Annotated in this window: 22 protein-coding genes; 15 read left to right on the forward strand and 7 right to left on the reverse strand. The window is 69.8% G+C overall.

Features of this window, described 5'->3' with window-relative positions; translation table 11 throughout:
- The first annotated feature begins 9 nt into the window (after positions 1–9).
- Together QSK25_RS22625 and QSK25_RS22630 are read left to right on the forward strand one after the other, a co-directional pair.
- Positions 10–612: a hypothetical protein gene (locus tag QSK25_RS22625; RefSeq protein WP_285640996.1), complete on the forward strand. Its 603-nt coding sequence runs from the start codon at positions 10–12 to the stop codon at positions 610–612.
- On the forward strand, positions 609–3,677 hold the full coding sequence (locus QSK25_RS22630) for an ATP-binding protein (RefSeq protein ID WP_285640998.1): 3,069 nt from the start codon (positions 609–611) through the stop codon (positions 3,675–3,677). The genes QSK25_RS22625 and QSK25_RS22630 overlap by 4 nt, the downstream gene beginning before the upstream one ends.
- Positions 3,678–3,719: 42 nt before the next feature.
- Here QSK25_RS22630 and QSK25_RS22635 read toward each other — a convergent pair whose 3' ends face one another.
- Positions 3,720–4,337 carry a hypothetical protein gene (locus QSK25_RS22635; RefSeq protein WP_285641000.1) on the reverse strand — a complete coding sequence of 206 codons (618 nt, stop codon included), beginning with the start codon at positions 4,335–4,337 and terminating at the stop codon, positions 3,720–3,722.
- Between the two features lie 217 nt (positions 4,338–4,554).
- Here QSK25_RS22635 and QSK25_RS22640 point away from each other — a divergent pair, with 217 nt between their 5' ends.
- Entirely contained in the window at positions 4,555–4,734 is a 180-nt protein-coding gene (locus tag QSK25_RS22640; protein ID WP_285641003.1) for a hypothetical protein, read from the forward strand.
- Between the two features lie 103 nt (positions 4,735–4,837).
- Positions 4,838–6,031 carry a helix-turn-helix domain-containing protein gene (locus QSK25_RS22645; RefSeq protein WP_285641004.1) on the forward strand — a complete coding sequence of 398 codons (1,194 nt, stop codon included), beginning with the start codon at positions 4,838–4,840 and terminating at the stop codon, positions 6,029–6,031.
- Here QSK25_RS22645 and QSK25_RS22650 read toward each other — a convergent pair.
- A complete protein-coding gene (locus QSK25_RS22650) occupies positions 6,022–8,913 on the reverse strand; it encodes an AfsR/SARP family transcriptional regulator (RefSeq protein ID WP_285641006.1) in 2,892 nt (963 codons plus the stop codon). The genes QSK25_RS22645 and QSK25_RS22650 overlap by 10 nt on opposite strands.
- Before the next feature lie 120 nt (positions 8,914–9,033).
- Between QSK25_RS22650 and QSK25_RS22655 the strand changes: the two genes are divergently transcribed.
- Together QSK25_RS22655 and QSK25_RS22660 are read left to right on the forward strand one after the other, a co-directional pair.
- Positions 9,034–9,606, forward strand: coding sequence for a vWA domain-containing protein (locus QSK25_RS22655; RefSeq protein ID WP_285641007.1), 573 nt, complete (start codon positions 9,034–9,036; stop codon positions 9,604–9,606).
- A 77-nt stretch (positions 9,607–9,683) separates the two neighbouring features.
- Entirely contained in the window at positions 9,684–10,613 is a 930-nt protein-coding gene (locus tag QSK25_RS22660; protein WP_285641008.1) for a hypothetical protein, read from the forward strand.
- Here QSK25_RS22660 and QSK25_RS22665 read toward each other — a convergent pair.
- Positions 10,608–11,009, reverse strand: a complete 402-nt coding sequence (locus QSK25_RS22665; protein ID WP_285641011.1) for a PPOX class F420-dependent oxidoreductase — start codon at positions 11,007–11,009, stop codon at positions 10,608–10,610. The two genes, QSK25_RS22660 and QSK25_RS22665, sit on opposite strands and share 6 nt — an antisense overlap.
- Before the next feature lie 33 nt (positions 11,010–11,042).
- Complete coding sequence (locus QSK25_RS22670) at positions 11,043–11,549, reverse strand: hypothetical protein (protein WP_285641013.1); 507 nt, start codon at positions 11,547–11,549, stop codon at positions 11,043–11,045.
- A gap of 58 nt (positions 11,550–11,607) precedes the next feature.
- Between QSK25_RS22670 and QSK25_RS22675 the strand changes: the two genes are divergently transcribed.
- The 6 genes from QSK25_RS22675 (at position 11,608) to QSK25_RS22700 (ending at position 17,155) form a co-directional block, all read left to right on the forward strand.
- Positions 11,608–12,096: an HAD domain-containing protein gene (locus QSK25_RS22675; protein ID WP_285641014.1), complete on the forward strand. Its 489-nt coding sequence runs from the start codon at positions 11,608–11,610 to the stop codon at positions 12,094–12,096.
- An 89-nt stretch (positions 12,097–12,185) separates the two neighbouring features.
- Positions 12,186–13,307, forward strand: coding sequence for an ABC transporter substrate-binding protein (locus QSK25_RS22680; protein ID WP_285641016.1), 1,122 nt, complete (start codon positions 12,186–12,188; stop codon positions 13,305–13,307).
- Positions 13,304–14,224, forward strand: coding sequence for an ABC transporter permease (locus tag QSK25_RS22685; RefSeq protein WP_285641017.1), 921 nt, complete (start codon positions 13,304–13,306; stop codon positions 14,222–14,224). The genes QSK25_RS22680 and QSK25_RS22685 overlap by 4 nt, the downstream gene beginning before the upstream one ends.
- Positions 14,212–14,994, forward strand: coding sequence for an ABC transporter permease (locus QSK25_RS22690; RefSeq protein WP_285641018.1), 783 nt, complete (start codon positions 14,212–14,214; stop codon positions 14,992–14,994). Before QSK25_RS22685 ends, QSK25_RS22690 begins: the two co-directional genes overlap by 13 nt.
- 2 nt (positions 14,995–14,996) lie before the next feature.
- Complete coding sequence (locus QSK25_RS22695) at positions 14,997–16,028, forward strand: ABC transporter ATP-binding protein (RefSeq protein ID WP_285641019.1); 1,032 nt, start codon at positions 14,997–14,999, stop codon at positions 16,026–16,028.
- Positions 16,025–17,155, forward strand: coding sequence for a low temperature requirement protein A (locus tag QSK25_RS22700; RefSeq protein WP_285641020.1), 1,131 nt, complete (start codon positions 16,025–16,027; stop codon positions 17,153–17,155). Before QSK25_RS22695 ends, QSK25_RS22700 begins: the two co-directional genes overlap by 4 nt.
- Here QSK25_RS22700 and QSK25_RS22705 read toward each other — a convergent pair.
- Positions 17,137–18,255 (reverse strand): hypothetical protein, encoded by a 1,119-nt coding sequence (locus tag QSK25_RS22705; protein WP_285641021.1) that lies wholly within the window; start codon positions 18,253–18,255, stop codon positions 17,137–17,139. The genes QSK25_RS22700 and QSK25_RS22705 overlap by 19 nt on opposite strands.
- Positions 18,256–18,326: 71 nt before the next feature.
- Between QSK25_RS22705 and QSK25_RS22710 the strand changes: the two genes are divergently transcribed.
- Both QSK25_RS22710 and QSK25_RS22715 read left to right on the forward strand, forming a co-directional pair.
- Entirely contained in the window at positions 18,327–18,722 is a 396-nt protein-coding gene (locus QSK25_RS22710; protein WP_285641023.1) for a VOC family protein, read from the forward strand.
- Positions 18,723–19,883: an MFS transporter gene (locus tag QSK25_RS22715; protein WP_285641028.1), complete on the forward strand. Its 1,161-nt coding sequence runs from the start codon at positions 18,723–18,725 to the stop codon at positions 19,881–19,883.
- A 14-nt stretch (positions 19,884–19,897) separates the two neighbouring features.
- Here QSK25_RS22715 and QSK25_RS22720 read toward each other — a convergent pair whose 3' ends face one another.
- On the reverse strand, positions 19,898–21,379 hold the full coding sequence (locus QSK25_RS22720; protein WP_502881883.1) for an LVIVD repeat-containing protein: 1,482 nt from the start codon (positions 21,377–21,379) through the stop codon (positions 19,898–19,900).
- Positions 21,380–21,591: 212 nt separating this feature from the next.
- Between QSK25_RS22720 and QSK25_RS22725 the strand changes: the two genes are divergently transcribed.
- Positions 21,592–22,197, forward strand: coding sequence for a DUF305 domain-containing protein (locus tag QSK25_RS22725; RefSeq protein WP_285641030.1), 606 nt, complete (start codon positions 21,592–21,594; stop codon positions 22,195–22,197).
- Here QSK25_RS22725 and QSK25_RS22730 read toward each other — a convergent pair.
- Positions 22,163–24,535 carry an ATP-binding protein gene (locus QSK25_RS22730; protein WP_285641031.1) on the reverse strand — a complete coding sequence of 791 codons (2,373 nt, stop codon included), beginning with the start codon at positions 24,533–24,535 and terminating at the stop codon, positions 22,163–22,165. The two genes, QSK25_RS22725 and QSK25_RS22730, sit on opposite strands and share 35 nt — an antisense overlap.

Here is a 24,535-nt window from a genome sequence, read left to right on the forward strand (position 1 = left end):
GGCGGCGTGATGCCGGAGACGTACGCACCCAGCGCCAGAGCGGCACTGGTTCAGCTGATGCTGGAGGATCGGGTGATCCCCAACGTCGAGCTGCTGAAGCAGTACAAGATCGAGCTCGGGAAGGACGACCGGGAGGCCCTCAACGACGACGGTCTCATCGAGACGGTCAAGGAGGGACGCAGGTACGTCCACCGCATCACGGACAAGGGCACCGCTTGGTGCCTGAACGACCTCATGGAGGGGGAATCGTCGGTGCGGGGACCGCTCGCGAGGGTGCATGCCATCGTGTTGAGGCGGGTGCTGCGGTTCCTCAACGGCCGCGGGACGCTCGCGGAGGCGGTCCGGACCAGGGAGGACCTGGAGGACGTGATCCGAGGGGTCTACCTGGAGTTGGGGGACGGATACCAGGACTGGGTGCGGCTCGCGAAGCTCCGGCCCCGGCTCGACGCCGGACGGGACGAGGTCGACGAGACCCTGCTGAAGATGGTGAAGACCGGTGACGCCCACCTGGTTCCCGACTCGAACCGCAAGGTGCTGACGGAGGAGGACCACCGGGCCGCGATCCGGATCGGCGACGAGGACAAGCACCTGCTGGCGATCGAGGAATCATGACCGAGCACCTGCGCGAGGCGTTGGCGGTCGTGCGCTTCAACTCCGCCGAGACACCCGACGACGTGTGGCACGCCTCGCCCTTCCACGTCGAGGGATTGCACACCAGAGCGGAACATCGCCTGAGAGCCGGCATCGCGGACGCCAGGGCGAGCGTCGGTCCGAGCATCGGCGGGCTGGTGCTGCAGGGGGAGAAGGGCGTCGGCAAGACGCACCTGCTCGGGTCGGTGCGCAGTACGGTCCAGGCGCAGGGCGGGTACTTCTTCCTGGTCGAGGTCACGTCCGGCAAGGCGTTCTGGGACGACATCGCCGACGCGCTGCGCAGCGAGTTGCGCCGGGCGAACGACGAGGGGCACATCCAGTTGGCCGTGTTGCTGAGGCAGCTGTGCCTGGGGGCGGCCGTGTCGCCGGAGGTCTCGCGGGCCGTGACGGGGGACGCGCCGTTGGCGCCGGAGCACCTCAGGACCTTCCTGCACGCGCTGCGGACGGTGGACAGCAGGATCGCCGTCGAGTGCGGGGACACGATCAAGGCCCTCGTGCTGTACGCCTCGGAGCACTCGGACGTCGGCAGGTCCTTCCTGAAGGGCGTGGACGAGTCGAGCGACGAACGCCGGCGCTGGGGGCTGCCTGCCGAGGCCAGTCCGTCGCGTGTGCTGGTGCGGGACGTCTCGCGGGTGCTGGCGATGACGGGCCCGTGCGTGATCGCCGTCGATCAGCTGGACACGTTGGTGAACAAGGGAATGGACGTCACGGGTGAGGTGGTGACGAACCGCGAGCTGGTGCAGGAGATCGCCGAGATCTCGGACGGTCTGATGCAGCTGCGCGAGACCACCCGGCGCACGATCACCGTGGTGGCGTGCTTGCCGAACACGTGGAAGATGCTGAAGTCGATCGCCAGTGACACCGTCGAGGACCGCTTCACGACGACGCCGATCCTCGCGTCGATCGCGGATCCGGTGGTGGGCAGGAGGTTGCTGGAGAAGTGGCTCGGCGTCATGTACGAGCGCAACGGCATCACACCGCCGCATCCGACCTGGCCCGTCGCGCCGAGCGCGTTCGACCCGGCGAACTGGTCGCCGCGGACCCCGAGGCAGCTGCTCAAGCGGGTGCACCAGCACGCTGAGGCCTGTTTGTACGGGGAGATCCGGGAGCTCGGGTCGTTCGACGAGGTGCAGCAGGCCGAGGTGGTGGTGCCGGCGCCGGTCGGGCCCGAGCCGGACTACCTGGCCGAGTTCGACGCGCGGTTCGAGCGGCTCAAGCGGGAGGCCGGGATCAGTGCGGGGGACATCAGGCCGCACAACGAGGACGAGGTCGTGCCGGCCTTGCTGCTGGCCGGGTTGAAGTCGTGGATCACCGAGGTGGGCAACGACGAGCTGAGGTGGCATCCGGAACCCCACTCGGACGACATGGGGTTGCACGCCGGGCTGCGGCTCACCGTGAACGAGGAGCTGGACACGCAGGAGCGGTGGGGGTTGCGGTTCATCGCCAGCAGCCACGGGAACCGGGTGCTGCGCAAGCTGCGGGACGCGCGGGCCGCCGCCGAGGGGGCGCACGGCGCGAGGGGACGGCATCTCGTCATCATCCGCAACGGCGCCAAGGGGTGGAACGGTGCGGTGACACAGCGCCAGGTCGCCGAGTTGGAGGAGGCGGGCGGGCGGTGCGTCGACATCACCGACGACGACCTGCGGACGTTCAGCGCTCTCAAGGAGATCTGCGCGGTGCACACGCACCAGTTGCTGGCGTGGCTGGTGGCGCGGAAACCGGCCAGCGGCACCACGTTCCTGCGGGCGGTGCTGCCTGGTCAGGAGCGGCCGGCGGCGGGGCACCAGGAGACCCGGCCTCCGCCGCGGGCCGACGGCGAGATCGTGCTCGGGGTGGACGGGGAGGTCCGGATCGAGCTGGAGTCGTTGCGCAAGCACGTGATCGTGTTCGCGGGGTCGGGGAGCGGGAAGACGGTGCTGCTGCGGCGGATCGTCGAAGAGTGTGCGTTGCAAGGGGTTTCAGCGATCGTGCTGGACCCCAACAACGACCTGGCGCGGCTCGGGGACGCGTGGCCCGAGGCGCCGGGGGACTGGCGGGACGGGGACTCGGCGCTGGCCGCGGAGTACCTCGCCGGTACCGAGGTCGTGGTGTGGACGCCCGGACGGGCCGGCGGCCGGCCGCTGAGCTTTCACCCCCTGCCGGATTTCGCTTCGGTGCGAGGGGATGAGGACGAGTTCGGGGCTGCTGTCGAGGCCGCGGTGGCGCGGTTGGTGCCGCACGCCCGGATCGGTACCGGGACGAAGTTCGGCGTGCGCGGGCGGGCCGTGCTCAAGGAGGCGTTGCGGTACTACGCGCGGAAGGACCGGCGGGACCTGAACGGGTTCGTGGATCTGCTCGCCGAACTGCCGGAGGGTGTCAGCAAGTTGCACTCGGCGGCGGCCACCGCGGCTGATCTCGCGGAGACGTTGCGGGCCGCCACGGTCAACGACCCCCTGCTCGCGGGAGAAGGGGAACCGACTGATCCCGGTGAGTTGTTCCAGCCCGCGCCGGGAAAGCGGGCACGGGTGTCGGTGATCAGCTTTGTCGGGTTGCCCTCCGACGAGCAGCGGCAGGGGTTCATCAGCCAGTTGCAGCTGGAGGTGTTCGCCTGGTTCAAGAGGAATCCGGCCGGCGATCGGCCTCTGGGTGGGCTGATGGTGATGGACGAGGCGCAGACGATCGCGCCTTCCGGGCAGGCCACCGCCAGCACGCAGACGACGATCCTGCTGGCCTCGCAGGCCCGCAAGTACGGGTTGGGGCTGGTGCTGGCGACGCAGGCGCCCAAGGGGGTGCACAACCAGGTGACCGGGAACGCGACCACGCAGTTCTTCGGACGGTTGAACAGTCCCGCGCAGATCGCTGCGGCTGTGGAGATGGCTCGGGCCAAGGGGAGTTCGGTCGCGGACATCTCGCGGCTGGAGCGCGGGCAGTTCTACGTCACGGGGGACGGGTTCGGGTTCCGGCGGATGCTGGCGCCGTTGTGCCTCAGTCATCATCCGCCCAGTCCGTTGCGGCTGGAGGAAGTGGTCGAGCGGGCCAGGAAGTGAGCATGGGCGGTGTCCCCGGCGAGGGGACACCGCCCTTTCGCGTCAGAGCGACGAGAGCATGGCCTCGATTCGTTGCCACAGGGCGGGGAGTTGGACTTCGCCCAGGACCACGAAGTTGACCGGGGCGTCCTCGCGGACTTCCACGGCGTAGACGGTGTTGTCGGTGCGGTCGACGCTCACGGCGATGGTGCTGCCGTTCAGGTGCACGGTGCCGGCCAGGCCGCGCTGGGTCAGTGCGGGTGGTGCGGCGGCGAACTGTTCTGCCAGCTGACGCAGTGAGGCGTCCTCACCGTCCACGGTGTCCGCGGTGTCCGCGGTGTCTGCGGAGCCCACGGGGACGCGGCCGCGGCCCTCGGTTTCAGCGGCCTCGACGCGGGACACCAGGATGTCGACCAGGTGCTCGTCGGCGCGCAGGTAGGCCACGTGCGGGTTGTCCGGTTCCTCGCCGGTCAGGACGGGCAGGACGTGCCCGTCCCCGTTGTGCACGTCGTCCACTGTGGACACGAACGGGACGATGAAGCGCACCCGGGCCGGCGGCGGGTCGTTGCCCTCCAGCACGGTCAGGCCTCGTTCGCGGCACGCTCGGGCCACCTCGGTGGCCACGGTGCGCTGGTCCTCGGCGAACGACACGGCGATGTCGTAGGTCGCGGATTCGATCACTCCACCCTCCTCGCGGATAGCCGGCCGGCGGCCGGGCGCGCGCAGCATCGAGCACGGGTGTTGACCAGAAGTGGATGAGGAGTGGACGTGTTGACCACTTCGGTGGGCAACGGGAAACACCTGGTTCGGGGCTTTTCGAAGACGAATGCTCGAAGGGTGCTCGCAAACGGCGAGCGAAATCCGGAAATCAATTCCGAACACCTTCGGGAGATTCGCCATGTCCAAAATCGTGTCCACTTTCGTCGCCGGGGGCGCCACGCTGCTGACCGCACTGGCGGTCGCCGCTTCCCTTTCCGGTGGTGTCGCGGCCAACGCGGACGACACCCCGCCGCCGCCTCCCACCACCACAACCACCACGGAGAACCAGGACGGCCACGGCAACCCGTGGTTCGGCTGAGCTGACGCGAATGCGCCCCGGCCATTTCTTGGAAAAGGCCGGGGCGATTGCGGTCGAACACTTCGGGTGATGTACTCGGTGGACGTCGGAGCGGGAGGCGATCGTGTCCGAGAGTTTTGGTGAGTTGCTGCGCGCGCACCGCGTCGCGGCGGGGATGTCGATGGGCCGGCTGGCCAAGCTGATCCATTACAGCAAGGGATATCTCAGCAAGATCGAGAACGATCTCAAACCGCCGACGCCGACGGTGGCGCGGCTGTGCGACGGCGTGCTCGACGTCGGTGGCCTGCTGGTCGAGGCCGCCACCAGGGGACCGTCCCCGCGCGACGTCCGGGGCCTCGGCCGGCGCCAGGTGCTGGTGGCCGGAACGATGCTCGGCGTCGGCGCGTTCACGAGCGGTGCGCGCGCGGTGCCGGACGAGCAGGTGATCGCCGGGATGCGCACGTCGTTCGAACAGTTGCGGGCCATCGGGATGCGCGCCAGCCCGCACGTGGTGCTCGAACCGTTGCACGCGCTGCAGAAGGCGGTGCACGGTCTGGCGCGGGAGAACTCCGGGCCCGTGGGCGACCGGCTGCTCAAGCTCGCCGCGCGCATCGCCGAGTACACCGGCTGGATGTGCCAGGAGGCGGGGGACGAGCCGGGCGCGCTGTGGTGGACCCGGCACGCGTCCGAACTCTCCCGGGCCGCGGGAGATCCGGACATCGCGAGCTACGCGTTCGTGCGGGAGGCGGGCCTCGCGCTGTACCGGCAGGACGCGTCCGCCGTGATCAACCTCGCCCAGCAGGCGCAGTGGATCGGACGGGCGGGGTCGCGCGTCCTCGCCCTGGCAGCGCGGCGGGAGGCGCAGGGCCACGCGCTCGCGGGCGACCGCAGTGCCGCGGAACGCGCGTTCGACCTCGCCGCCGGCCGGATGGAGTCCGTTGTGGACGGTCCGTACCCGGTGCTCGGGTCGACCGCGCCCGACCCGCTGGCACTCGCCAGGGGGTGGGCGCTGTCCGACCTCGGGCGCAACGCCGAGGCCGCCGACCTGCTGGACCGCCAGCTCGCCCTGGTGCCGGTCACGTCCCGGCGCACGCTCGCCCGGTTCCGCGCGCGGCGGTCACTCGCCCTCGCGTTGTCGGGGGAGGTCGACGAGAGCTGCCGCACGCTCGCCGCGGCCCTGGACGACGCGGCCCACGTCGACTCCGCGACGGTGCGGACCGACCTGCGGCAGCTCGCCAGGACTCTGGGCCGCTGGCACAACCACGGCGCTGTGCGCGAGATCTACCCGGACCTGAAACGACAGATCGGTCACCGCTGACCGCAGCCGCACGTCAGCGCGTCGCGTTCCTGCCGCACCTCCTCGGCCTCCGGCTGGTTCAGCTCGCGGAACACCGCCTCGGCCGCGTCCCAATGGGGCGTGGCCCGCGCGTGCTCTCCCATGGCGTGCAACGTTCGCGCGGCGCCGATCTCGGCATCGGACTCGTGCGTGCGGTCTCCGGTTTTCGTGGCCAGGTCCAGCAACGACCGGTAGAGCCGCAGTGCCACGCCGAGGTTGCCGCGGTCCCTCTCCGTGGCGGCCCGGTCGCGCAGGAGGCCTCCCCGCAGGATCATGTCGTTGAGTCCTGCGGCGGCCTTGTCCGCCAGGTCGTGGTGGTGCATCGCCTCGGGGAACCGGCGGGCGAGCCGGTGGGCGTCCGCGATGTTGGTCAACGCGTAGGCGGCCACGCAGGCGTCCTCGATCTCGACCGCGATCTCGTGCGCCTCCAGGTGGTGGGGGATGGCCTCGTCAAACTTCCCGAGGTGCTGCAGGTTCGCGCCGAGGTTGTTCAGCGCGTGGGCGAGTCCCTGGTGGTGCCCGACCTGCCGCAGGAACCCCGCCGCGGCCTCCTGTTGCCGCACCGCGACCTCGTACCTGCCGTGCAGTTCGTTGAGGTAGCCGAGCGAGCTCAGCGCGTGCGCCTGGCCGCGCAGGTCGCCGCACCGCTCGTACTTCTCCCGCGCCGCCTCGAACACCTCCAGGGCGTCGTCGTGCGCACCGAGCTGCATCGTCGGCAGGCCGATCGCGAGCAGCGCCGCGGCCTCCCCGGCCACGTCACCGACGCGCGTCCAGCTCGCCAGCGCCTGTTCGGCGAGCTCGAGGGCCACGGCGTGCCGGCCGCGCCGGCAGTGGGCGAACGAGAGGCGGTACGACACGTGGGCGCGGCCGTGGTCGTCCTTCGGCCGCACCGGACCGACGGCCTCGATCCAGTCGTCGAGCCTGTTGGCGGTGTTGAAGTACCGCCAGATCAACGAGGCGAGCAGCCAGCCGCGATCGGAGTCCCCCTGGCTGATGGCCGCCATCAGGTTGTCGCGTTCGGCGGTGATCCACGTCAGCGCCTCGTCCTCGTCCGCGAACCGCAGTGCCTGAGGGCTCGTGACCTCGACCTCGGGCAGCGCGGAGCGGTCGAACGGGTACGCGACGCGCACGGCGTCCGCCAGCGTCACGAGGTAGAAGTCCAGCAGCCGCTCCAACGCGCCCGCGGCCGGGGGTTCGAGCGAGGCGAACTCCTTGATGGAGTCCAGCATCTGGTAGCGCTCGGGTGCGACCTCTTCGAGCAGGCAGACCTCGTGCAGGTCGTGCAACAGCCTGCGGGTGACAGCGATGTCGCGGCCGATCAGTGCGGCGGCGCCGACGAGGTCGACGTCAGGGCCCGGCAGGTGCCCGAACAGGCGGAACACCTGCTGCTGGTCGGCGTCGAGCTGCCGGTAGGAGGCGTGGACCGCGGCGCCGTTGCCCTGCCACGGCCCGGTCTCGTCGAGCTGGCCGAGCAGGTAGTCGAGCGACCACCGGTCGTGCTTGCGCAGCATGGCCGCCGCGACCGTGATCGACACCGGCAGGTAGCCGCACCGCGCGACGAGCCCCGCCACGTCCGCGGACCTCGCCCGCACCCGCGGCGACGGGCCGGCGAGCCGCTGGAACAACGCGGAGGCGTCGTCAGCGGGCAACGGTGCCAGCCGCAGGTGCTCGGAGATGTCCGGCTCGCCCATCCTTCGGCTGGTGACGATCGCGAAGCAGTCCGGGTTCTCCGGCAGCAACGGCCGGATCTGGTCCGGTGACACCGCGTTGTCCAGCACCACCAGCGTTTTCGTGCCGTAGAGGTGGGTCTGGTAGACCGTTGCCTTGCGCCCCACCGTGTCCGGGATCTGCTCGGCGGGCACGCCGAGCTCGGTCAGCAGCTGGGTCAGCGCCTCCGAGACCGACAACGGCGCCAGGCCGGGCGTGAAACCGTTGAGCCGCACCAGGAGCTGCCCGTCGGGGAACCGGTTGCGCAGCTGGTGCGCGGATTCCACGGCCAGTCCCGTCTTGCCGACCCCGGGCGGACCGCTGATCCACACGGCGCGCCGTTCGTCCGATCCCGCCGCGGCCGCCGCGATCGTGGCGAGCTCCTCGGTGCGGCCGGTGAACCCACCGGGACGCGACGGCAGCGAGCTGCCCGGTTCCCCTCGCCGGGCGCGTTCGGCGAGGTTGCGCAGCACCGTCCCCGGCTCGAGACCCAGGCCGGCGAGTGCGGCGGAGGCGACGTCGAACGCCTTGATCGCCCCGACCCGGTCGCTGCCCGCGATCAGCGCCCGCATCAGCAGTTCCGCGTACTTCTGGTTCTCCGGGGCCGTGCGCACGGCCCGGCGCATGCGGTCGCGGGCGGAGCGGTGGTCACCGGAGAGCAGCTCCAGCTCGGCGAGGTCGCCGAGCACGTCGAGGTAGGTCTCGTCCGGCAGGATGACGTCGGCGCCGCCGACCCGGTCGATGTCGATGTCCGCGAGGAAGTCGCCGCGCCACAACGCCACCGCGTCGCGCAACAGGTCGATGGCCCGGCGCTGGTCGTTGTCCTGCAGCGCGACGGCGGCCTCGGAACGCAGGCGTTCGAAGCGCCGCACGTCGACCGCGTCCTCGTCGACGCGCAGCACGTACCCGGTGGGGGTCCGCTCGATCTCCGCGTCGGTCCCGTCGAACGCCTTGCGCAGCTTGTTGATGTACCCGCGCACCAGCGTCCGGCGTTCCGGTTGGTCGGGCCAGACGACCTCGGTGATGCGTTCGGGTGACACGGGTCTGTTCGCGTTGAACAGGAGCACGACGAGGATGAAGCGTTGTTGCTGGTCCCCCAACGGTACGGCGGTGTGGTCCTGCCACGCCTCCAGCGGTCCCAGCATCCGAAATTCCACGCCGCCTCCAGGTCTGAAGCTTCCGTCTCGGAGGGAATGTCGCGCAATGCGGCGTTGGCGTGTCACCTAATCAGCTTTTTGTCCACGTTTGATCAACGCGATTCCGTAACGGTGCACGTCATGGAAGCCGATGTGTTGCCGTGCTACCTGGTGTGCGACGTGTCGTTCTCGATGAGCGGCCACCTCGACGAGGTCAACGCGGGACTCCGCGAGTTCCGCGGCGTGGTGCACGCGAATCGGCGTGCTGCCGCGCAGATCAGGCTGTGCGTGGTGGTGTTCGCGGACAGCCCGCTCGTGGTGCGGCCGTTGCTGCCCGCGATCGAACCGGCGGAGAATATTCGATTCCGCCAGGAATCCGGTTCCGATTTCGGTTCCGCGTTCACGTTGCTGCGCACCGTCATCGAGAGCGATGTGCGCGCGCTCAAGTCCGAACGGGTGCGGGTGCGCCGCCCGGTGTTGTTCTTCGTGTCCGACGGCAGGCCGACCGATCCGGCGTGGCCCGCCGCGCTGGCCCGTCTGACGGCGACCGCGACCTGCCCGGAGATGATCGCGTTCGGGCTCGGCGCCGTCGACCAGCCCACCCTCGGCCGCATCGGCACGTCGCGGGTCTTCCTCGGCGGCGACGGCGTGCGGCTGGGCACCGCGCTGGCCTCTTCGGTCGCGCGGACGGTGCTGCGACCGGAGCACCTGTGACCGATCCACGGCGTGTCCACTTCTCGTCCACACGCCCGCCGCACCCTTCCGGCGCCGAACGGGAGAGGAGACCGGAGATGATGACGAACCTGGTCAGGGAGCTGAAGACGCTGCGCAAGGGACGGGGTGTGCACGCGGGCCGGATCGTGGACCGCATCGGCCCGTCGCTCGCCGCCGCCTGCGGGATCACGAGCGCGGACGGGTCGGTCGCGGCGAAGCAGAAGCTCGTCACCAGGCTCACCGAACTCGTCGAGCAGCTGCCCGACGACCTGCAGTTCGCGGCGCGGGCCGCGTTCGGCCTGATTCCCGACGTCCGCCAGCCGCTCTACCAGGAACGCGTCACGTGGGTGGCCGCGCGGATCGACCGCGACTCCCGCACCGTGCGGCGGCGCGTGGACGAGGCCGTCGACCAGCTCGCCGAACTCGCCGCCACGACGGCCCCGCGCACCGACGGCAGCTGGCACACCGCGGAGCTCAGCGTCGCCGTCGTGCTCGACCAGGGGCAGCCGGAGGTGATCGAGCGCTACCAGGTCGTCGTGGACCAGGACGGTGTCGAGACGCTCGACTTCGCCTCGGTCTTCCCCGTGCGCCGTCGCGACGTCGACGTGCACCTGCTCTACGGCGGTACCTTGCGCGACCGCTCCGACGCCGACCGGCCGGGGTTCACGCTGGTGCCGGCCGAGCCGCTGGCCCGCGGCGTGACGCACGACTTCGCGTTGCGGTACCGGCTGTCGCACCGCGACGCGATGCACCCGTGCGTGCTGCACGTGCCCGAACGGCCGTGCGAACTGTTCGACCTGAGGGTGCGCTTCGAGCACGACCGCAAGCGTTTGGTGCGGGCGTTCGACGGCGTCCTGCGGTCCGAAGTGGAGCCGACCGGGTCGCAGCGGACCGTGGACCGGGCGGGGGAGATCCACCTGCGGTTCCGGCGGCTGCTGCCCGGCCTCGTGTACGGGGCGCGGTGGGGTGCGGCGACGGCGGTGTGCTCGACCCGCCGGGCGTCATGAGCGGTGCGGCTCGTACCAGGTCTCGCCGGGCGGGTCGCCCGCCATGTTCCACGCCCAGGCGCGGGTCGGTGTGATGCGGCTGTAGAGGCCGGGGCCCATCATGCCGACCCGGTCGGCCGGGTCGTCCGCGGTGCCGTAGACGCGGATGGCGCGGGCGACGAACGGGTCGGTGGACACCAGGTCGTCCACCACCAGGGAGACCTGGCGGCGACCGGCGGTGATGTTGCGGAACTTGCGGGTGCGCAGAACCTGCTCGCCGACGCCGCCGACCCAGAAGTGCGTGCCGTCGTACTCGAAGGCGAGCGGGACGACATCGGGCCAGCCGTCCTCGTTGAGGGTTGCCAGGCGGGCGAGGGGTTGTTCGCGCAGGTAGGCGATCTCTTCGTCGGTGAACACGCCTCCCATACGAACAGACACGCGCGTTTTCGACTACTGGTGCGGGTACTGCGGCGGGTAGAACGGCGGCTGTTGCACGCGGCGGCGGCGTGAGCGGCGCACGAGGAACACGATCAGGACGATCACACCGACGACGAAGAGCAGGAACACCACCGCGGCCACGATCAGCCACGTGATGATCGTGCGGCCCAGGTCGGTGTCGTCGTCCGGCTTCTCGGTGACCCCGCGCTCGCCGAACTTCACCCGCAGCTCCTCCGCGGTGTACTGGGTGACGGTCGCGTTCAGCATCACCCGCAGCTCGTCGACGTGGCGCGGGTAGCTGTCCCAGACGATCTCGGCGACGTCGTAGTTGCTCTTCGTCCCGTCCTGCGTGGTCGCCCCGACCTCCACGCGGTCGGTGCCGTTGGTGGAGGTCTGGTAGATCGCGACACCGGCGTAACCCGCGTCGATGAGGCGGGCCCGGAGGTCCGCGACGTCGCCGATCACGCCGCAACCCGCCAGCGTGACGCACAGCAGGACGAACAGCGCGAGGCGTCTCATGGATCGAGGTTAGGGAAGCCCCGGCCGTTCCGCTCCGCTTTTGGGCATGCTGTACGGGATGAGACCGCTGATCCTGCTCGACGTCGACGGACCGCTCAACCCGTGGGCCGCGAACCCCAAGCCGGACAACTACCGGCCGTTCGACATCAAGGTCGGCTGGCGCCGCAGGCTCCGCGTCTGGCTCGACCCCGGGCACGGTCACCAGTTGAGACGGCTGGCCGAGGAAACCGGCGCCGAACTCGCGTGGGCCACGACGTGGCTGCACCGCGCGAACACCGAGATCGGACCGCGTGTGGGGCTGCCGGAGCTCAAGGTGGTCGAGTTCCACGACGAAACGGGCTGGAAGTACCCCGCGGTGGCCAGGTACGCGTGGGAACGGCCCCTCGTGTGGTTCGACGACGACTTCGGTCTGCACCCGTCCCGTCGCGATGAGTTCGTCCACAAGCGACGGCACCTGACCACGGCGCTCGTCCACGTCGATCCCGGTACCGGCATCTCGGCACAACACCTGGACGAAGCACGGAAAGCATTCAGCGGCAACCCGTAGGGCGCTCAGAATTCACGGTTGGAGTCGAGAAGGTCTCAACCGGCGCGGCTGGCTTGACAACGAAAGCATCCCGAGCCAATCCTCCGCTGGTGCTGAAGCGAGGGAACGTCACCACGAAGATGATTGGTGTCGGCGCGTTGGTGCTGGCGATGGCCGCTTGTGGCGCCCCGCCCGCCAAGGAGACGCCGGCCGGTGCCGCCGGGACCGCCAAGTCGGCGAGTGAGTTCGGTGGCATGGACAAGCTCGTCGAGGAGGCCAAGAAGGAGGGCAAGCTCAACGTCATCGCGCTGCCCCCGGACTGGGCCAACTACGGCGAGATCATCAAGGCCTTCGAGGCGAAGTACGGCATCAAGGTCGACTCGGCCCAGCCGGACGCCTCCAGCCAGGAGGAGATCAACGCCGCCAAGCAGCTCAAGGGCAACGACCGCGCGCCCGACGTGTTCGACCTCGGTCTGAACGTCGCGCTCGCCAACAAGGACCTCTTCGCCCCTTACAAGGTCAGCACCTGGGACGACATCGCCGCGGAGCTCAAGGACGCGGACGGCGCCTACTACGGTGACTACGGCGGGTTCATGTCGATCGGCTACGACGCGGCCAAGGTGCCGGCGCCGACGAGCGTGAAGGACCTGCTCAAGCCCGAGTACAAGGGCAAGGTCGCGCTCAACGGCGACCCGACGCAGGCCGGTGCCGCGTTCTCCGGCGTCATGATGGCGGCGCTGGGCAACGGCGGTTCCGCCGACGACATCGCGCCCGGCGTCGAGTTCTTCAAGCAGCTCAAGGCCGCCGGCAACTTCCAGCCGGTCGACCCGTCGCCCGCGACGATCGAGTCGGGCCAGACGCCCGTCGTCATCGACTGGGACTACACCAACGCCGCCCAGACCGAGAAGCTCAAGGGCAAGCTCGACTGGAAGGTCGTCGTCCCGTCCGACGCCCAGATCGGTGCCTACTACAACCAGGCCATCAGCAAGGACGCGCCGCACCCCGCGGCCGCGCGCCTGTGGCAGGAGTTCCTCTACTCCGACGAGGGCCAGAACCTCTACCTGAAGGGCATGTCCCGCCCGGTGCGCCTGGACAAGATGGGTGACAAGGCGGACAAGGCCGCGAAGGACAAGCTGCCCAAGACCGAGGGCAAGCAGGTCTTCCAGACGCAGGCCCAGGCCGACAAGGCCAAGGCCGTCCTGACCGCGACGTGGGCTCAGGCCATCGGATGACCGCGGTCGCTCCCGTAGCGACGACGCCCGGCGGCTCCACCCCTTCCAAGAAGGGTGGGGCCGCCGGTCGGCCATCTGCGGCCGCCTGGCTGGTCGCGGTGCCGTTCCTCGCGTTCGTCGGCATCTTCCTCGTCTACCCCACGGTGCTCGTGCTCGTCGGTGCCTTCCAGGACTCCGCCGGCGCGTTCACGTTCGAGAACCTCTCCGCGCTGTTCACGGGCGTCGTCTTCGACGCTTTCGTGCGCAGCATTGAACTCTCCGCGCTCACCGCGGTCATCGGCGCGGTCTTCGGAGCGCTGCTCACGTGGGCGATCGCGGTCGGCAACCCGGACGGGATGCTGCGCCGGATCGTCGTCGCGGGCAGCGGTGTGCTCGCCCAGTTCGGTGGCGTGCCACTGGCGTTCGCGTTCCTCGCGACGGTCGGCTTCGAAGGTCTGGTCACGAAGTTCCTGCGTGACAACGTTGGCATCGACCTGTTCGCCGGCAGCGCGTGGCTGTTCGACCTGCCGGGCCTGACGCTCGTCTACACGTTCTTCCAGATCCCGTTGATGGTCATCGTGTTCCTGCCCGCGCTGGACGGCCTGCGCCCGCAGTGGCGCGAAGCCAACGCGTCACTCGGTGGCACGAGCTGGACGTACTGGCGCCACGTCGGCGGCCCGATCCTAACGCCGCCGTTCCTCGGCGCGCTGTTGCTGTTGTTCGCCAACGCCTTCAGCGCGTACGCCACGGCCGCGGCCCTCGTCTCGCAGGGCAGCCCGATCGTGCCGCTGCAGATCCGCGGGTTCCTCACCGGCGAGGTCGTGCTGGGCCAGGAGAACCTCGGCAAGGCGCTCGGCCTCGGCATGGTGATCGTCGTGAGCATCGCGATGGGCGTGAACGTGCTGCTGCAGAAGAGGGTGGCCAAGTGGGTTCGCTAGTGAAGCAGCGCGTCCTGCGCACGATCGTCCTGCTGGTCCTCGGCGTCTACTTCATCCTGCCGCTGGTCGCGATGGCCGAGTTCTCCACGCGCGGCGCGGGCGGTTCGCGCAGCCTCGAGTCGTGGACGTCCATCGTCGACGACGACGGGCTGATGGAAGCGCTCGTCAACTCGTTGTTGTTGTCGGTGACCTCGGCCGTGCTGATGCTGCTGCTGTTGGTGCCGACCATGGCGTGGATCCGGTTGCGGCTCCCGCAGCTGCAACGGCTCGTCGAGTTCCTCTGCCTGCTGCCGCTGGCGATTCCCGCGATCGTGCTCGTCGTCGGTATGGCGCCGTTGTACGCGTGGGTGAACTACTTCTTCGGCAACTCGGCGCTGACGTTGACGTTCGCGTACACGATTCTCGTGCTGCCGTTCGCGTACCGCGCGATCGACGCCGGTCTGTCCGCGATCGACCTGAAGACGTTGTCCGAGGCCGCCCGCAGCCTGGGCGCGTCGTGGATCACGGTGCTGTGGAAGATCGTCGTGCCGAACATCCGGGTGGCGTTGATCGGCGCTTCGTTGCTGAGCGTCGCGTTGGTGCTCGGCGAGTTCACCATCGCGTCGTTGCTCAACTTCGACACGTTGCAGGTGCAGGTGAACCTCCTGGGCAAGCGGAACGCGGGTGTGTCCATCGCGGTGTCACTGCTGTGCCTGATCTTCGCGTTCGTCCTTCTGTTCGCACTTTCTTATGTCGGCCAGCGGCGCCGTCAGACCGTGGTCGAGGAGTGAAGATGAGTCACCTGGTACTCAAGGGACTGCGCAAGACGTTCGGCGACAACACCGCGCTCGACGGCCTCGACCTGGAGCTGGCCGAGGGCGAACTGGTGTCGCTGCTCGGCCCGTCGGGCTGCGGCAAGACGACGGCGCTGCGCATCGTCGCGGGCTTCGAGACGTCCGACTCGGGCACGGTCACCGTGGGCGGCAAGGACATCACGAAGGTCCCCGCCAACAAGCGGGACATGGGCATGGTGTTCCAGGCCTACAGCCTGTTCCCGAACATGACCGCGGCGCAGAACGTCGCGTTCGGCCTGAAGATGCGCAAGGCGGACGGCAGGAAGGCGGGCGAGCTGCTGGAACTGGTCGGCCTCTCGCACCTGGGCGGCCGTTACCCGCACCAGATGTCGGGTGGTCAGCAGCAACGCGTCGCGCTGGCGCGGGCGTTGGCGATCCAGCCGCGCGTGCTGCTGCTGGACGAGCCGCTGTCCGCGCTGGACGCCAAGGTGCGCGTGAACCTGCGCGACGAGATCCGCCGCATCCAGACCGAGCTCGGCATGACGACCCTGTTCGTCACGCACGACCAGGAGGAGGCGCTGGCCGTCTCCGACCGCGTCGGCGTGATGTCGCACGGACGGCTGGAGCAGCTCGACACCCCGTCCGTGGTCTACCGCGAGCCGAAGACGGCGTTCGTGGCGCAGTTCGTCGGCGTCACCAACTCGGTCGAGGCGAAGGCGGAGGGGCAGACCGTCGTGGTGAACGGGGTCACCGTGGCCGCGACGCACGACCAGCCGTCCGGCAGCGATGTCAGGCTGATCGTCCGCCCGGAGGACATCGGCGTGTCCGCGCACGACGGCGACGCCGGTGGCAAGATCGTGGGCGATGTGCTGACCCAGTCGTTCCTCGGGCCGGTCACGCGGATCTCGGTGAGGGTGGGTGAGCAGGTGCTGCGGATCGACCAGCCCTCCAACACCGCCTCCGCGTACCAGCCGGGCACGCAGGTCGCACTGGACCTCAGCGAATCAAGGATCATGGTGGTGCCTGGATGATCAGGAAGCTCCTCGCGCGCGACACGGCGGAGGCCCACCGGGTCGCGACGCCGTTGGAGCTGTTGTTCGACCTGAGCTTCGTGGTGGCGGTCGCCCAGGCCGCCGCCTCGTTGCACCACGCCGTCTCCGAGAACCACGCCGGGGCCGGCCTGCTGGCGTTCTGCATGTCGTTCTTCGCGCTCTGGCTGCCGTGGCTGAACTTCACCTGGTTCGCCAGCGCGTTCGACAACGACGACACGCTGTACCGCGTCATCACGATGGTGCAGATCGCCGGCGTGCTCGTGGTGGCGGCGGGGATCCCCGCCGTCTTCGAGCACCAGGACTACCGGATCGTGGTCGGCGGCTACGTCGTCATCCGGCTCGCGATGGTGGCGCACTGGCTGCGGGCGTCGCGGGACAACCCGGACCACCGGGCCTGCACCCGCCGGTACGCCGGTGGCATCGCGTTCATGCAGGTCCTGTGGGTGTTGTGGGTGCTGGTGGCGCCGCCGGTGCTGCAGGTGCCGCTGTGGGTCCTGTTCATGATCGGTGAGCTGCTGGTGCCGGCGTGGGCGGAGCGCGCGTCGGCCACGACCTGGCACCCGCACCACATCGCGGAACGGCACGGGCTGTTCACGCTGATCGTGCTCGGCGAGTCGATCCTCGCGGCCACCCTGGCGTTCCAGAAGGGCTTCGACAGCGGCGAGAACCTCATCTCGCTGGCCGCCGCGTCGCTGATCATCGTGTTCTCGGTGTGGTGGATCTACTTCGAGGCGCCGACGCACCTGCACAACCTCAAGAAGGCGTTCCTCTGGGGGTACGCGCACCTGTTCATCCTCGGAGCGATCGCGGCGCTGGGGGCGGGGCTCGCGGCGTCCGTGGACTACGACCTGCACCTCTCGCACGCGCCGGGGACGACGGTGGCGGCGTTCACGACCGTGCCGCTGGCGGTGTTCCTCGTGTTCGTCTGGTACGTGCAGGACTGTCCCGGGCAGGACGGGCTGCGCAAGTACCTGCTGCCGGTCGGGGCGGTGCTGGTGCTGGCGGCGACGTTCGGGCCCGCGCCGATCCACGTGACGGCGGGGATCGTGTTGCTGCTGGTCGTCGCGACCCGGTTGACGCTGGGGGCTCAGCGCGTCGAGGTGTAGTCGCGCAGGGCGGCGGGTGAGGTGGGCAGGCCGTGCCTGTCCATCAGGTTCATGAAGCTCGCGAAGTTCCGTCCCTCGATCAGCCACGTGCCGGGGGAGCCGGCGAGCACGTCCAGGAGACGGCGTTGGCGTTCGCCCGGGCCGTCGGGGAACGCCATCCGGAGTGCTTCGCCCACGACGTGCAGGGCGCTGTAACCGGAGACGGTGGGGATGCCGGCGAGGATCGTGTCGAACGTCCGGTCCGCGTCCCGTTCTCCTGCCTGCCGCAGCACTCTGACCGCGTAGCTGGCCAGGTCGCCGGAGAGGAACGGGACCTTGTGGTTCGCGGGCAACGCGGTGGCGGCGATCAGGTCGGCGACGGAGGCCAGCGCGATCGCGGCGCCCCAGCGGGCGATCGGGCGCGGGTCGTCCAGCCCGACGGCGGGGTGGCCGCCGAGCAGGCCCATCGCGACCGAGGCGGTGGCGGCCACCACGCCCTCCTCGTCGCCGCCGGTCACCTCCGCCAGTGCGGGCAGGCTTTCCGCAGCGTCCTCGGGGAACCAGGCCAGGGTGTACGCGGCCATGCAGGCCACCGGTGGTTCCCAGGTCAGCAGTTCGCGGAACAGCGGGACGCCGGCGCGGACCGCGTCGTAGGCCCTCACCCAGATGTGCGCGTGCAGCCGGTTCTGGTCTTCTTCGTCCAGGTCCTCGACGTAGGCGAGGTCTGCCTCGTCCTCGTCGTAGTCGTCGTCGCCGGGGTGAGGAGCGGCGGCCAGCAGAGCGTCGCCGCCGATGGCCTCGGCGCGGTACCTCGCGACGGGGAACCCGGCGGGCAGCCACCCCTCGTCGTGCCCGACGGCGATGTGGCACAGCAGGTCCAGCAGCTGCGGCTGCTCGTCGCACTCGGGGGCGGTCAGCGCCTGCAGCAGGAACGGGACCGCGGCGGCGGTGGCCTCGTAGATGGTGCCCTGGTGGAGGATGTTGCCGTTGAGGTCGGACAGGGCTTCGAGCCGGATCCGCTCGTCCGGCGACACCAGGTCGCGGAGTTGGGCGGGAACGTCGTCCGCCGGCCCGTATGCGTGCGAGAGCCGCGCCCAGTCCACCTGATCGAGTCCGTCCACGACGGTCATCCTGCCAGGCCGGTTTCGCGGCTTCTCTCCTTTCTGACACCGGTGCTGGAATGATCGTCACCATGACCGGTGTCCGTGAACTCCGCTTGGTCGTCACCGCCGACGACTACGACGAGGCCCTGCGTTTCTACCGAGACGTGCTCGGTCTGGAACAACGGGCGGCGTTCGCGTCCGACGGCGGGCGGGTCACGATCCTCGAGGCCGGGCGGGCGACGCTGGAGATCACCGATCCGCCGCACGCCGAGTTCATCGACTCCGTCGAGGTCGGCAAGAGGGTCGCGGGGCACGTCCGGGTGGCGTTCGAGGTCACGGACTCCGAGGGGACGACCCGCCGGCTCGAGGCGGCGGGGGCCGAGGTGATCGCGGAACCCACGCGCACGCCGTGGAACTCGCTGAACGCGCGGCTGAAAGCGCCCGCGGGGTTGCAGCTGACGTTGTTCCAGGAGCTGGGCGAGTAGATGACGATCTCCGCTGCCGGGTACCGCGACCTCGCGAACCGGGACGTGCTGGCGTGCGCCGTGGTGACGGTCGCCGCGAAGTTACCGATGTCGATGACGCCGCTGATGATGGTGTTCCTGACGAGGGGACTGCCGGGCGGGTACGTGCTGGCGGCGTCGCTGGTGGCCGTGTACGTGCTGGGCGAGGTGCTCGGGGCGGCGCTGCTCGGGCTGTTCCTCGACCCGTCGCGGATGCGCGGGCAGCTGTCGATCGGGCTGGTCGTGGGGGCGGCGGCGTTCACCACGCTCGCGCTCACGCAGAACGTGACGGTGCTGGCGATCGCGGCGTTCGTGGCCGGGGCCGGGCCCTCGACGACGCCGGGCGGGCTGCGGGCGATGTTGCTCGGGCTGGTGCCCGATGCGTTGGTGCCCAAGGCGATGGGCTTCGACGCCATGATCACGCAGGTGGTGTGGGCGGTGGCGCCCGCGCTCGTCACGGTGCTGGCGCTGAGCGTCGACCACCGGGCGCCCGTCGTGGTGTCGGTCAGCCTGGTCGTCGTGGCGGCGTGGCTGGTGTTCATCCTGCCGCGCGGGCACGTGACGTCGAGGTCCGGCACCGCGAAGCCGCGGGTGGTGGCGTCGGCCTGGCCGATCTACCTGGTGAGCGCGGCGGCGCTGGCGCAGCTCGCGGTGGCGGAGCTCGTGCTGCCCGCGCTGCTGGAACACCGCGGGATCGGGATCGGCTGGATCGGGCCGCTGCTCATGGGGTTCGCGGCGTGCAGTGCGCTCGGGGCGGTGCTGTACGGGCTGCGGCCGTGGCCGGGCACGTTCCGCACGCAGGGGCTGGTGCTGCTGGTCGTCACGGCGACGTGCGTCGGGGCGCTGGCGTTGTTCCCGAACCTGCCGGGCATCGCGGGCGCGTTGCTCGCGGCGGGGCTGTTCCAGTCGGGGGTGCTGGTGACGCGCAGTCTCGCGTTGCGCGAACGGCTTCCGGTCGGCGCGCACGCGGCCGGGTTCTCGATGATGTACGCGGTGACCGGCGCGGGGTACGGGCTCACGGCCGTCGTGGCCGCGTGGGCGATGGACGCCGGCAACCCCGTGTGGGCCGTTTTCGGTGGTGTGGCGGTGACCCTGGTCCTGACAGCGGTCAGCGCGGCCGCCGAACGTCGGCAGCCGCGCTGAAGCTTCGGAACTGACTACCCGCGGTAGAAGTTGCCCTGCGTCTGGACGTTGAGCTCGTCCGTGCGGAACAGCTTCGCGATGAACGTGCGCGGGTCGCGCATGTCGATCACGTCGAAGCCGCGGCCCATCTCCGAGGAGTAGATGTAGCCGTTGTACCAGTAGGTCGACCAGGTGCCGCCACTGCCGAGGTTCGGCATCGGGCCGCGCTCGAAGAAGCCGATCTCACGCGGCTTGGCCGAGTTGGTGAAGTCCCACACCGAGATGCCGCCCTGGTACCAGGACTGCACCATGATGTCCTTGCCGGGCACCGGGATCAGCGATCCGTTGTGCGCGACGCAGTTCTCCGAGTCGGTCTGCATGCGCGGGATCTTGTAGTAGGACTTGAACACCAGCTTGCGGTTCTTGCCCTTGCCGACGATGTCGTAGATGCCGTTGGCGCCGCGGTTCGGGCCGATCTTCTCGTTGCACGTCGCCGCGCCACCGCCACCGAGCTCGTCGGTGAAGACGACCTTGGTGCCGCTGTTGTTGAACGTGGCGGAGTGCCAGAACGCGAAGTGCTCGTCGTCCTGCACGCGGTTGATCTCGACCAGGTTCTCCCGGTTCGAGATGTCCCAGAGGACGCCGTCACCCATGCAGGCGCCGGCCGCGAGGTCGAGCTGCGGGTAGACGGTGATGTCGTGGCAACCCGAGGTGGCCGAGGTGTAGCCGGTCTCGATGTCGCCGACGACGCCGGGGTTACCGCCGTCCGGGAAGAGGACCGGTGCCTTGAGCAGCGAGGCAGCGGCCGGGTTCTTCACCGGCACCTTGACGATCGAGATCTTGTCGTGCGGCGGCTGGCAGTCCGGGAACGTGGCGTTCGGCGAGTACGAGGAGACGTAGAGGTAGACGTCCTTCTTGTTCTTGCTCGGCACCATCGTGTGGGTGTGCGAACCGCAGGCGGTCTCGACGGCGGCGACGTAGCGCGGGGCGCTCTTGTCGCTGATGTCGAAGACCTTGATGCCCTCCCACGACTCCTTGATCGTCGCGGACTGGGAGACGCTCGAGCAGGAGTTGTCACTGCGCGACGAGTCGGTCGACAGGAACAGCAGGTTCCCGTACACCGAGATGTCGTTCTGGGAGCCGGGGCAGAGGACCTGGCTCTTGATCGAGGGCTTCTTCGGGTTCCGGATGTCGTAGATCACGAAACCGTCGTAGTTGCCGACGAACGCGTAGTTGTCCTGGAACGCGATGTCCGTCTGCGTCGAGTTGAGCGGAGCCTGCTTGTCCAGGTGGGCGACCGGGACCATGTTGCGGCTGCGGCTGATCTCGTCGACGCCGGGCAGCGCGGCGGATCCCTCCGCCCGCGACTCGAGCTGAGCCTCGCTCAGTCCGGCGCCGTCGGCGGGCAGATCAGGCTCCGCGTACGCGGGCCCGGTCGCCGTCGACAGCGTCAGCGCGAGCGCCCCCAGAACCGCGAGTGACGCTCTGCGTCGCCGGGTCGTTGCGCGTGAAGACACAGCTTTACCCCCTCTATACGGGTTGGTGGGGGCGAGTATGACCCTTTCGCCTTGCTAAAGGCCAGGTTCTTTCGGAGGGTTGTGCACTCTTTGTCCACACTCGGACAACCAGTGGGGCAGCTCGGAGTGATTGTCCGGTTTCGCCCTGTCATCGGCCGTGTGCCAGGTCGAAGGGCCTGGACCGGCGGCTCGCGGACTGTATTGTCCGAAGCATGCGTTCTGGGGTCATGGCCGTCGTCGCTGCGGCCGCACTGCTCGCCGGCTGCACTTCGTCCGAACCCGCCGCCGCGCCGATCATCGCGCCGGACACCCCCGGTGGTTCGGCGCCGACCGTCGCCCTGTCGGACGTGACGGGGGCGACCCAGGCGCCGCCGAACGACGCCGACCGCGAGTACGTGGCGATGATGATCGCCCACCACGAGCAGGCGATCGCCATGACGAGGTTCGCCCCCGAACGCGCGGAGAACGCGACCCTGAAGGGGCTGGCCGACCGGATCCGGTTCAGCCAGGAACCCGAGATCGGCGCCATGAAGCAGTGGCAGCGCACGTTCAACGCCATCGGCACGCACGGCGACCACTCGACGATGCCGGGCATGGCCACCCAGGAACAGCTGAACGCGCTGGGAGCGGCGCGCGGCAAGGACTTCGACCGCATGTTCCTGGAGCTGATGATCAAGCACCACGAGGGTGCGATCAAGATGGCGACCGACGTGCGCGGCTCCGGGGTCAACGTCCAGGTCGAGGAGATGGCGGACGACGTGGTCGCCACCCAGGACGACGAGATCAACCGGATGAGGAAGCTGCTGACTGAGCTGTGAGCTTGGCCCGCACGGCCTCGGCTTCCGGACGTCGGAGGGCCTCGAACATGTGCAACGCGTCGGACCACGCCGCACGCGCGAGTTCGACCTCACCCAGGTCGAGGTGCACGTCGCCGAGTGACTCCTGCGTGACCGCGACCCCGTAACGGTCTCCCGCGGTGCGCGCTGCCTCCACCGACAGCCGGTAGTGGTGCGCGGACTCCGCCAGATCGCCGAGTGCGCGCAGGTTGTACGCGATGCTGTCGAGGGTCTCCGCCTCGGAGAACCGGTTGCCGAGCTCGCGATGCAGCTCGAGCGCCCGCCGGCACGTCCGCAGAGCTTCCTCGTGCCTGCCCATCCGGCCGATGCCCCAGCCGAAGTCGCCCATGGCGTTGGCCAGTCCCATGCGGTCGTCCGCCTTGGCGAAGAGCTCCATGGCGAGGCTCACGTGGCGGACGGCGAGTTCCAGATCACCGAGCCGTTCGTGCACCGCGAAGATGCTGCGGTGCACGCGTGCGGCGCCGCTGTTGTTCCCGTGCTCCTCGTAGAGCGCGGACGCTTCGAGCAGATGTGCGATGCACGTGTCGAAGTCGTTGAGGCGGAACCACGTGTGGGCGACGAGGTGGTGCATGCGTGCGACCGCGTCGTCGTCGCCGAGGCGTTGTGCGGCTTCGAGTGCCGTGGTCAGCAGGGTGTTCCATTCGCGCCAGCGCGCCTCGCGGTCGAAGTACAGGTGCAGGCACCACGGCAGCTGCCACGCCTGAGCGTCGAACCGTTCCGCGGCTGCGAGCGCGCTCAGCGAGATCAGGACCTGGTTCTCCGTCTCGAACCACTGCCACGCCTGCTCCTCGTCGACGACCAGTTCGGGCACGACTCCTGGCTGGGCGGCGGCGATCGCGAAGTGCCTGCGGTCCTCGCCGAGCAGGCCGTCCGCGTGGTGCGCGCTGTGCAGGTAGTGGTCGACGGCGCGGTGCAACGCCGCGCGGGTTTCGCCGGGACCGGCCAGTTCCCGCGCGTAGACGCGGACGAGGTCGTGCAGCTCGTAGCGGTCCTTCGCCAGGGTGACGAGGTTCGCGCGGGTCAGGTCGCGCAACGCCGCCCCGGCGTCGGAGCCGGCGAGGCTCGTGGCCGCGGCCGCGGAGATGTCCGGTCCGGGGTGGACACCCAGCAACCGGAACAACGTCGCCGCCGCGGTGCTCAACCTGCTGTAGGACAAGGAGAACGCGGCGCGCACGCTGGTGGACGGATCGCCGGTGTCGAGGAAGTCGAGCCTGTTCCGCTCGTCGGCGAGCTCGTCCGCCAGGGCCGCGAGCGAGAGGTGGGGAGTGGTCGCCGCGCGGGCGCCGACGATCGACAGCGCGAGCGGCAGCCCGCCGCACGACGCGACCAGCCGTGCCACCGCGTCCGGTTCCGCGGCGACGGGGGCGCCGACGCGTTCGGTCAGCAGGGCGACGGCCTCGGCGCCGGGCAGCACGTCCAGGTCCAGCACGCGGGCGCCATCGAGGTCCGCCAGGCGGTGGCGGCTGGTGACGACCACCGCGCAGGCGTCGTGGCCGGGCAGCAGCGGGAGGACCTGCGCCGCGTCGCGCGCGTTGTCCAGCAGGACGACGAGTTTCCTGGCGGCCACCAGTTTCCGGTAGCGGGTGACCTGGTCGTCGAGGTCCACCGGCACGTGGCCGGTGGGGACGCCGAGCGCGGTGAGGAACCCGCGCAGCGCCTGTTCCGGCCGCACGGGTTCGAGGGCGGGGTCGAAGCCGCGCAGGTTGACGTGCAGCAGTCCGTCGGGGAAGCGGTTGTTCGCCGCGTCGCACCAGCGGACGGCGAGAGTCGTCTTGCCGACGCCCGCCGGGCCGCTGACGACGGTGAGCGGAGCGGGCTCGTCGAGCACGGCCAGTTCGCGACCCCGCCCGGCGAACTGGGCGAGCGGAGCGGGCAGCCGGTGCGGCGCGGGGACGAGCGCCCCGGCGGCCTCGCGTTCGTCGTCCAGCGCGCCGGCCAGGTGCTCCACGCCGTCGACGTCCTCGAAGGCCCTGCCCCGCCACACCGTGAGCGCCTCGGCGTGCCGGCCCTGGTCGCGCAGTGAGCGGAAGTCGAGCAGGTCCGAGTCCGTGACGTGGAGCAGGTAGCCGGTGCCGTGCGTGTGCAGGAAGCCCGAGGCCCCGCCCAGAGCCTGCCGGAGCCTGCTGACGGCCTTGCGGGTGGACGAGACGTCGCCCAGGTCCTCGACCGGCACGACCTCGCCGGCACGCGCGAGCAGGGTGGCGAGGATGGTCCTGCCGCGTCCGGCGGGCACCGGGACCTCCTGCCCGCCGACCAGCACCCGCAACGGTCCCAGCAACTCGAAACGGACGTCCCCCAT

Origin of the sequence: Lentzea sp. NBRC 102530 (assembly GCF_030269365.1) — a bacterium.
Taxonomy (GTDB): domain Bacteria; phylum Actinomycetota; class Actinomycetes; order Mycobacteriales; family Pseudonocardiaceae; genus Lentzea.

Excerpts from the sequence above, each read along its gene's own strand:
- QSK25_RS22655 (WP_285641007.1), top strand. The coding sequence starts at position 9,034 with ATGGAAGCCGATGTGTTGCCGTGCTACCTGGTGTGCGACGTGTCGTTC.
- QSK25_RS22685 (WP_285641017.1), top strand. The coding sequence starts at position 13,304 with ATGACCGCGGTCGCTCCCGTAGCGACGACGCCCGGCGGCTCCACCCCT.
- QSK25_RS22625 (WP_285640996.1), top strand. The coding sequence starts at position 10 with ATGCCGGAGACGTACGCACCCAGCGCCAGAGCGGCACTGGTTCAGCTG.
- QSK25_RS22630 (WP_285640998.1), top strand. The coding sequence starts at position 609 with ATGACCGAGCACCTGCGCGAGGCGTTGGCGGTCGTGCGCTTCAACTCC.
- QSK25_RS22660 (WP_285641008.1), top strand. The coding sequence starts at position 9,684 with ATGATGACGAACCTGGTCAGGGAGCTGAAGACGCTGCGCAAGGGACGG.
- QSK25_RS22640 (WP_285641003.1), top strand. The coding sequence starts at position 4,555 with ATGTCCAAAATCGTGTCCACTTTCGTCGCCGGGGGCGCCACGCTGCTG.
- QSK25_RS22700 (WP_285641020.1), top strand. The coding sequence starts at position 16,025 with ATGATCAGGAAGCTCCTCGCGCGCGACACGGCGGAGGCCCACCGGGTC.
- QSK25_RS22670 (WP_285641013.1), bottom strand. The coding sequence starts at position 11,549 with ATGAGACGCCTCGCGCTGTTCGTCCTGCTGTGCGTCACGCTGGCGGGT.
- QSK25_RS22725 (WP_285641030.1), top strand. The coding sequence starts at position 21,592 with ATGCGTTCTGGGGTCATGGCCGTCGTCGCTGCGGCCGCACTGCTCGCC.
- QSK25_RS22710 (WP_285641023.1), top strand. The coding sequence starts at position 18,327 with ATGACCGGTGTCCGTGAACTCCGCTTGGTCGTCACCGCCGACGACTAC.
- QSK25_RS22715 (WP_285641028.1), top strand. The coding sequence starts at position 18,723 with ATGACGATCTCCGCTGCCGGGTACCGCGACCTCGCGAACCGGGACGTG.
- QSK25_RS22730 (WP_285641031.1), bottom strand. The coding sequence starts at position 24,535 with ATGGGGGACGTCCGTTTCGAGTTGCTGGGACCGTTGCGGGTGCTGGTC.
- QSK25_RS22675 (WP_285641014.1), top strand. The coding sequence starts at position 11,608 with ATGAGACCGCTGATCCTGCTCGACGTCGACGGACCGCTCAACCCGTGG.
- QSK25_RS22695 (WP_285641019.1), top strand. The coding sequence starts at position 14,997 with ATGAGTCACCTGGTACTCAAGGGACTGCGCAAGACGTTCGGCGACAAC.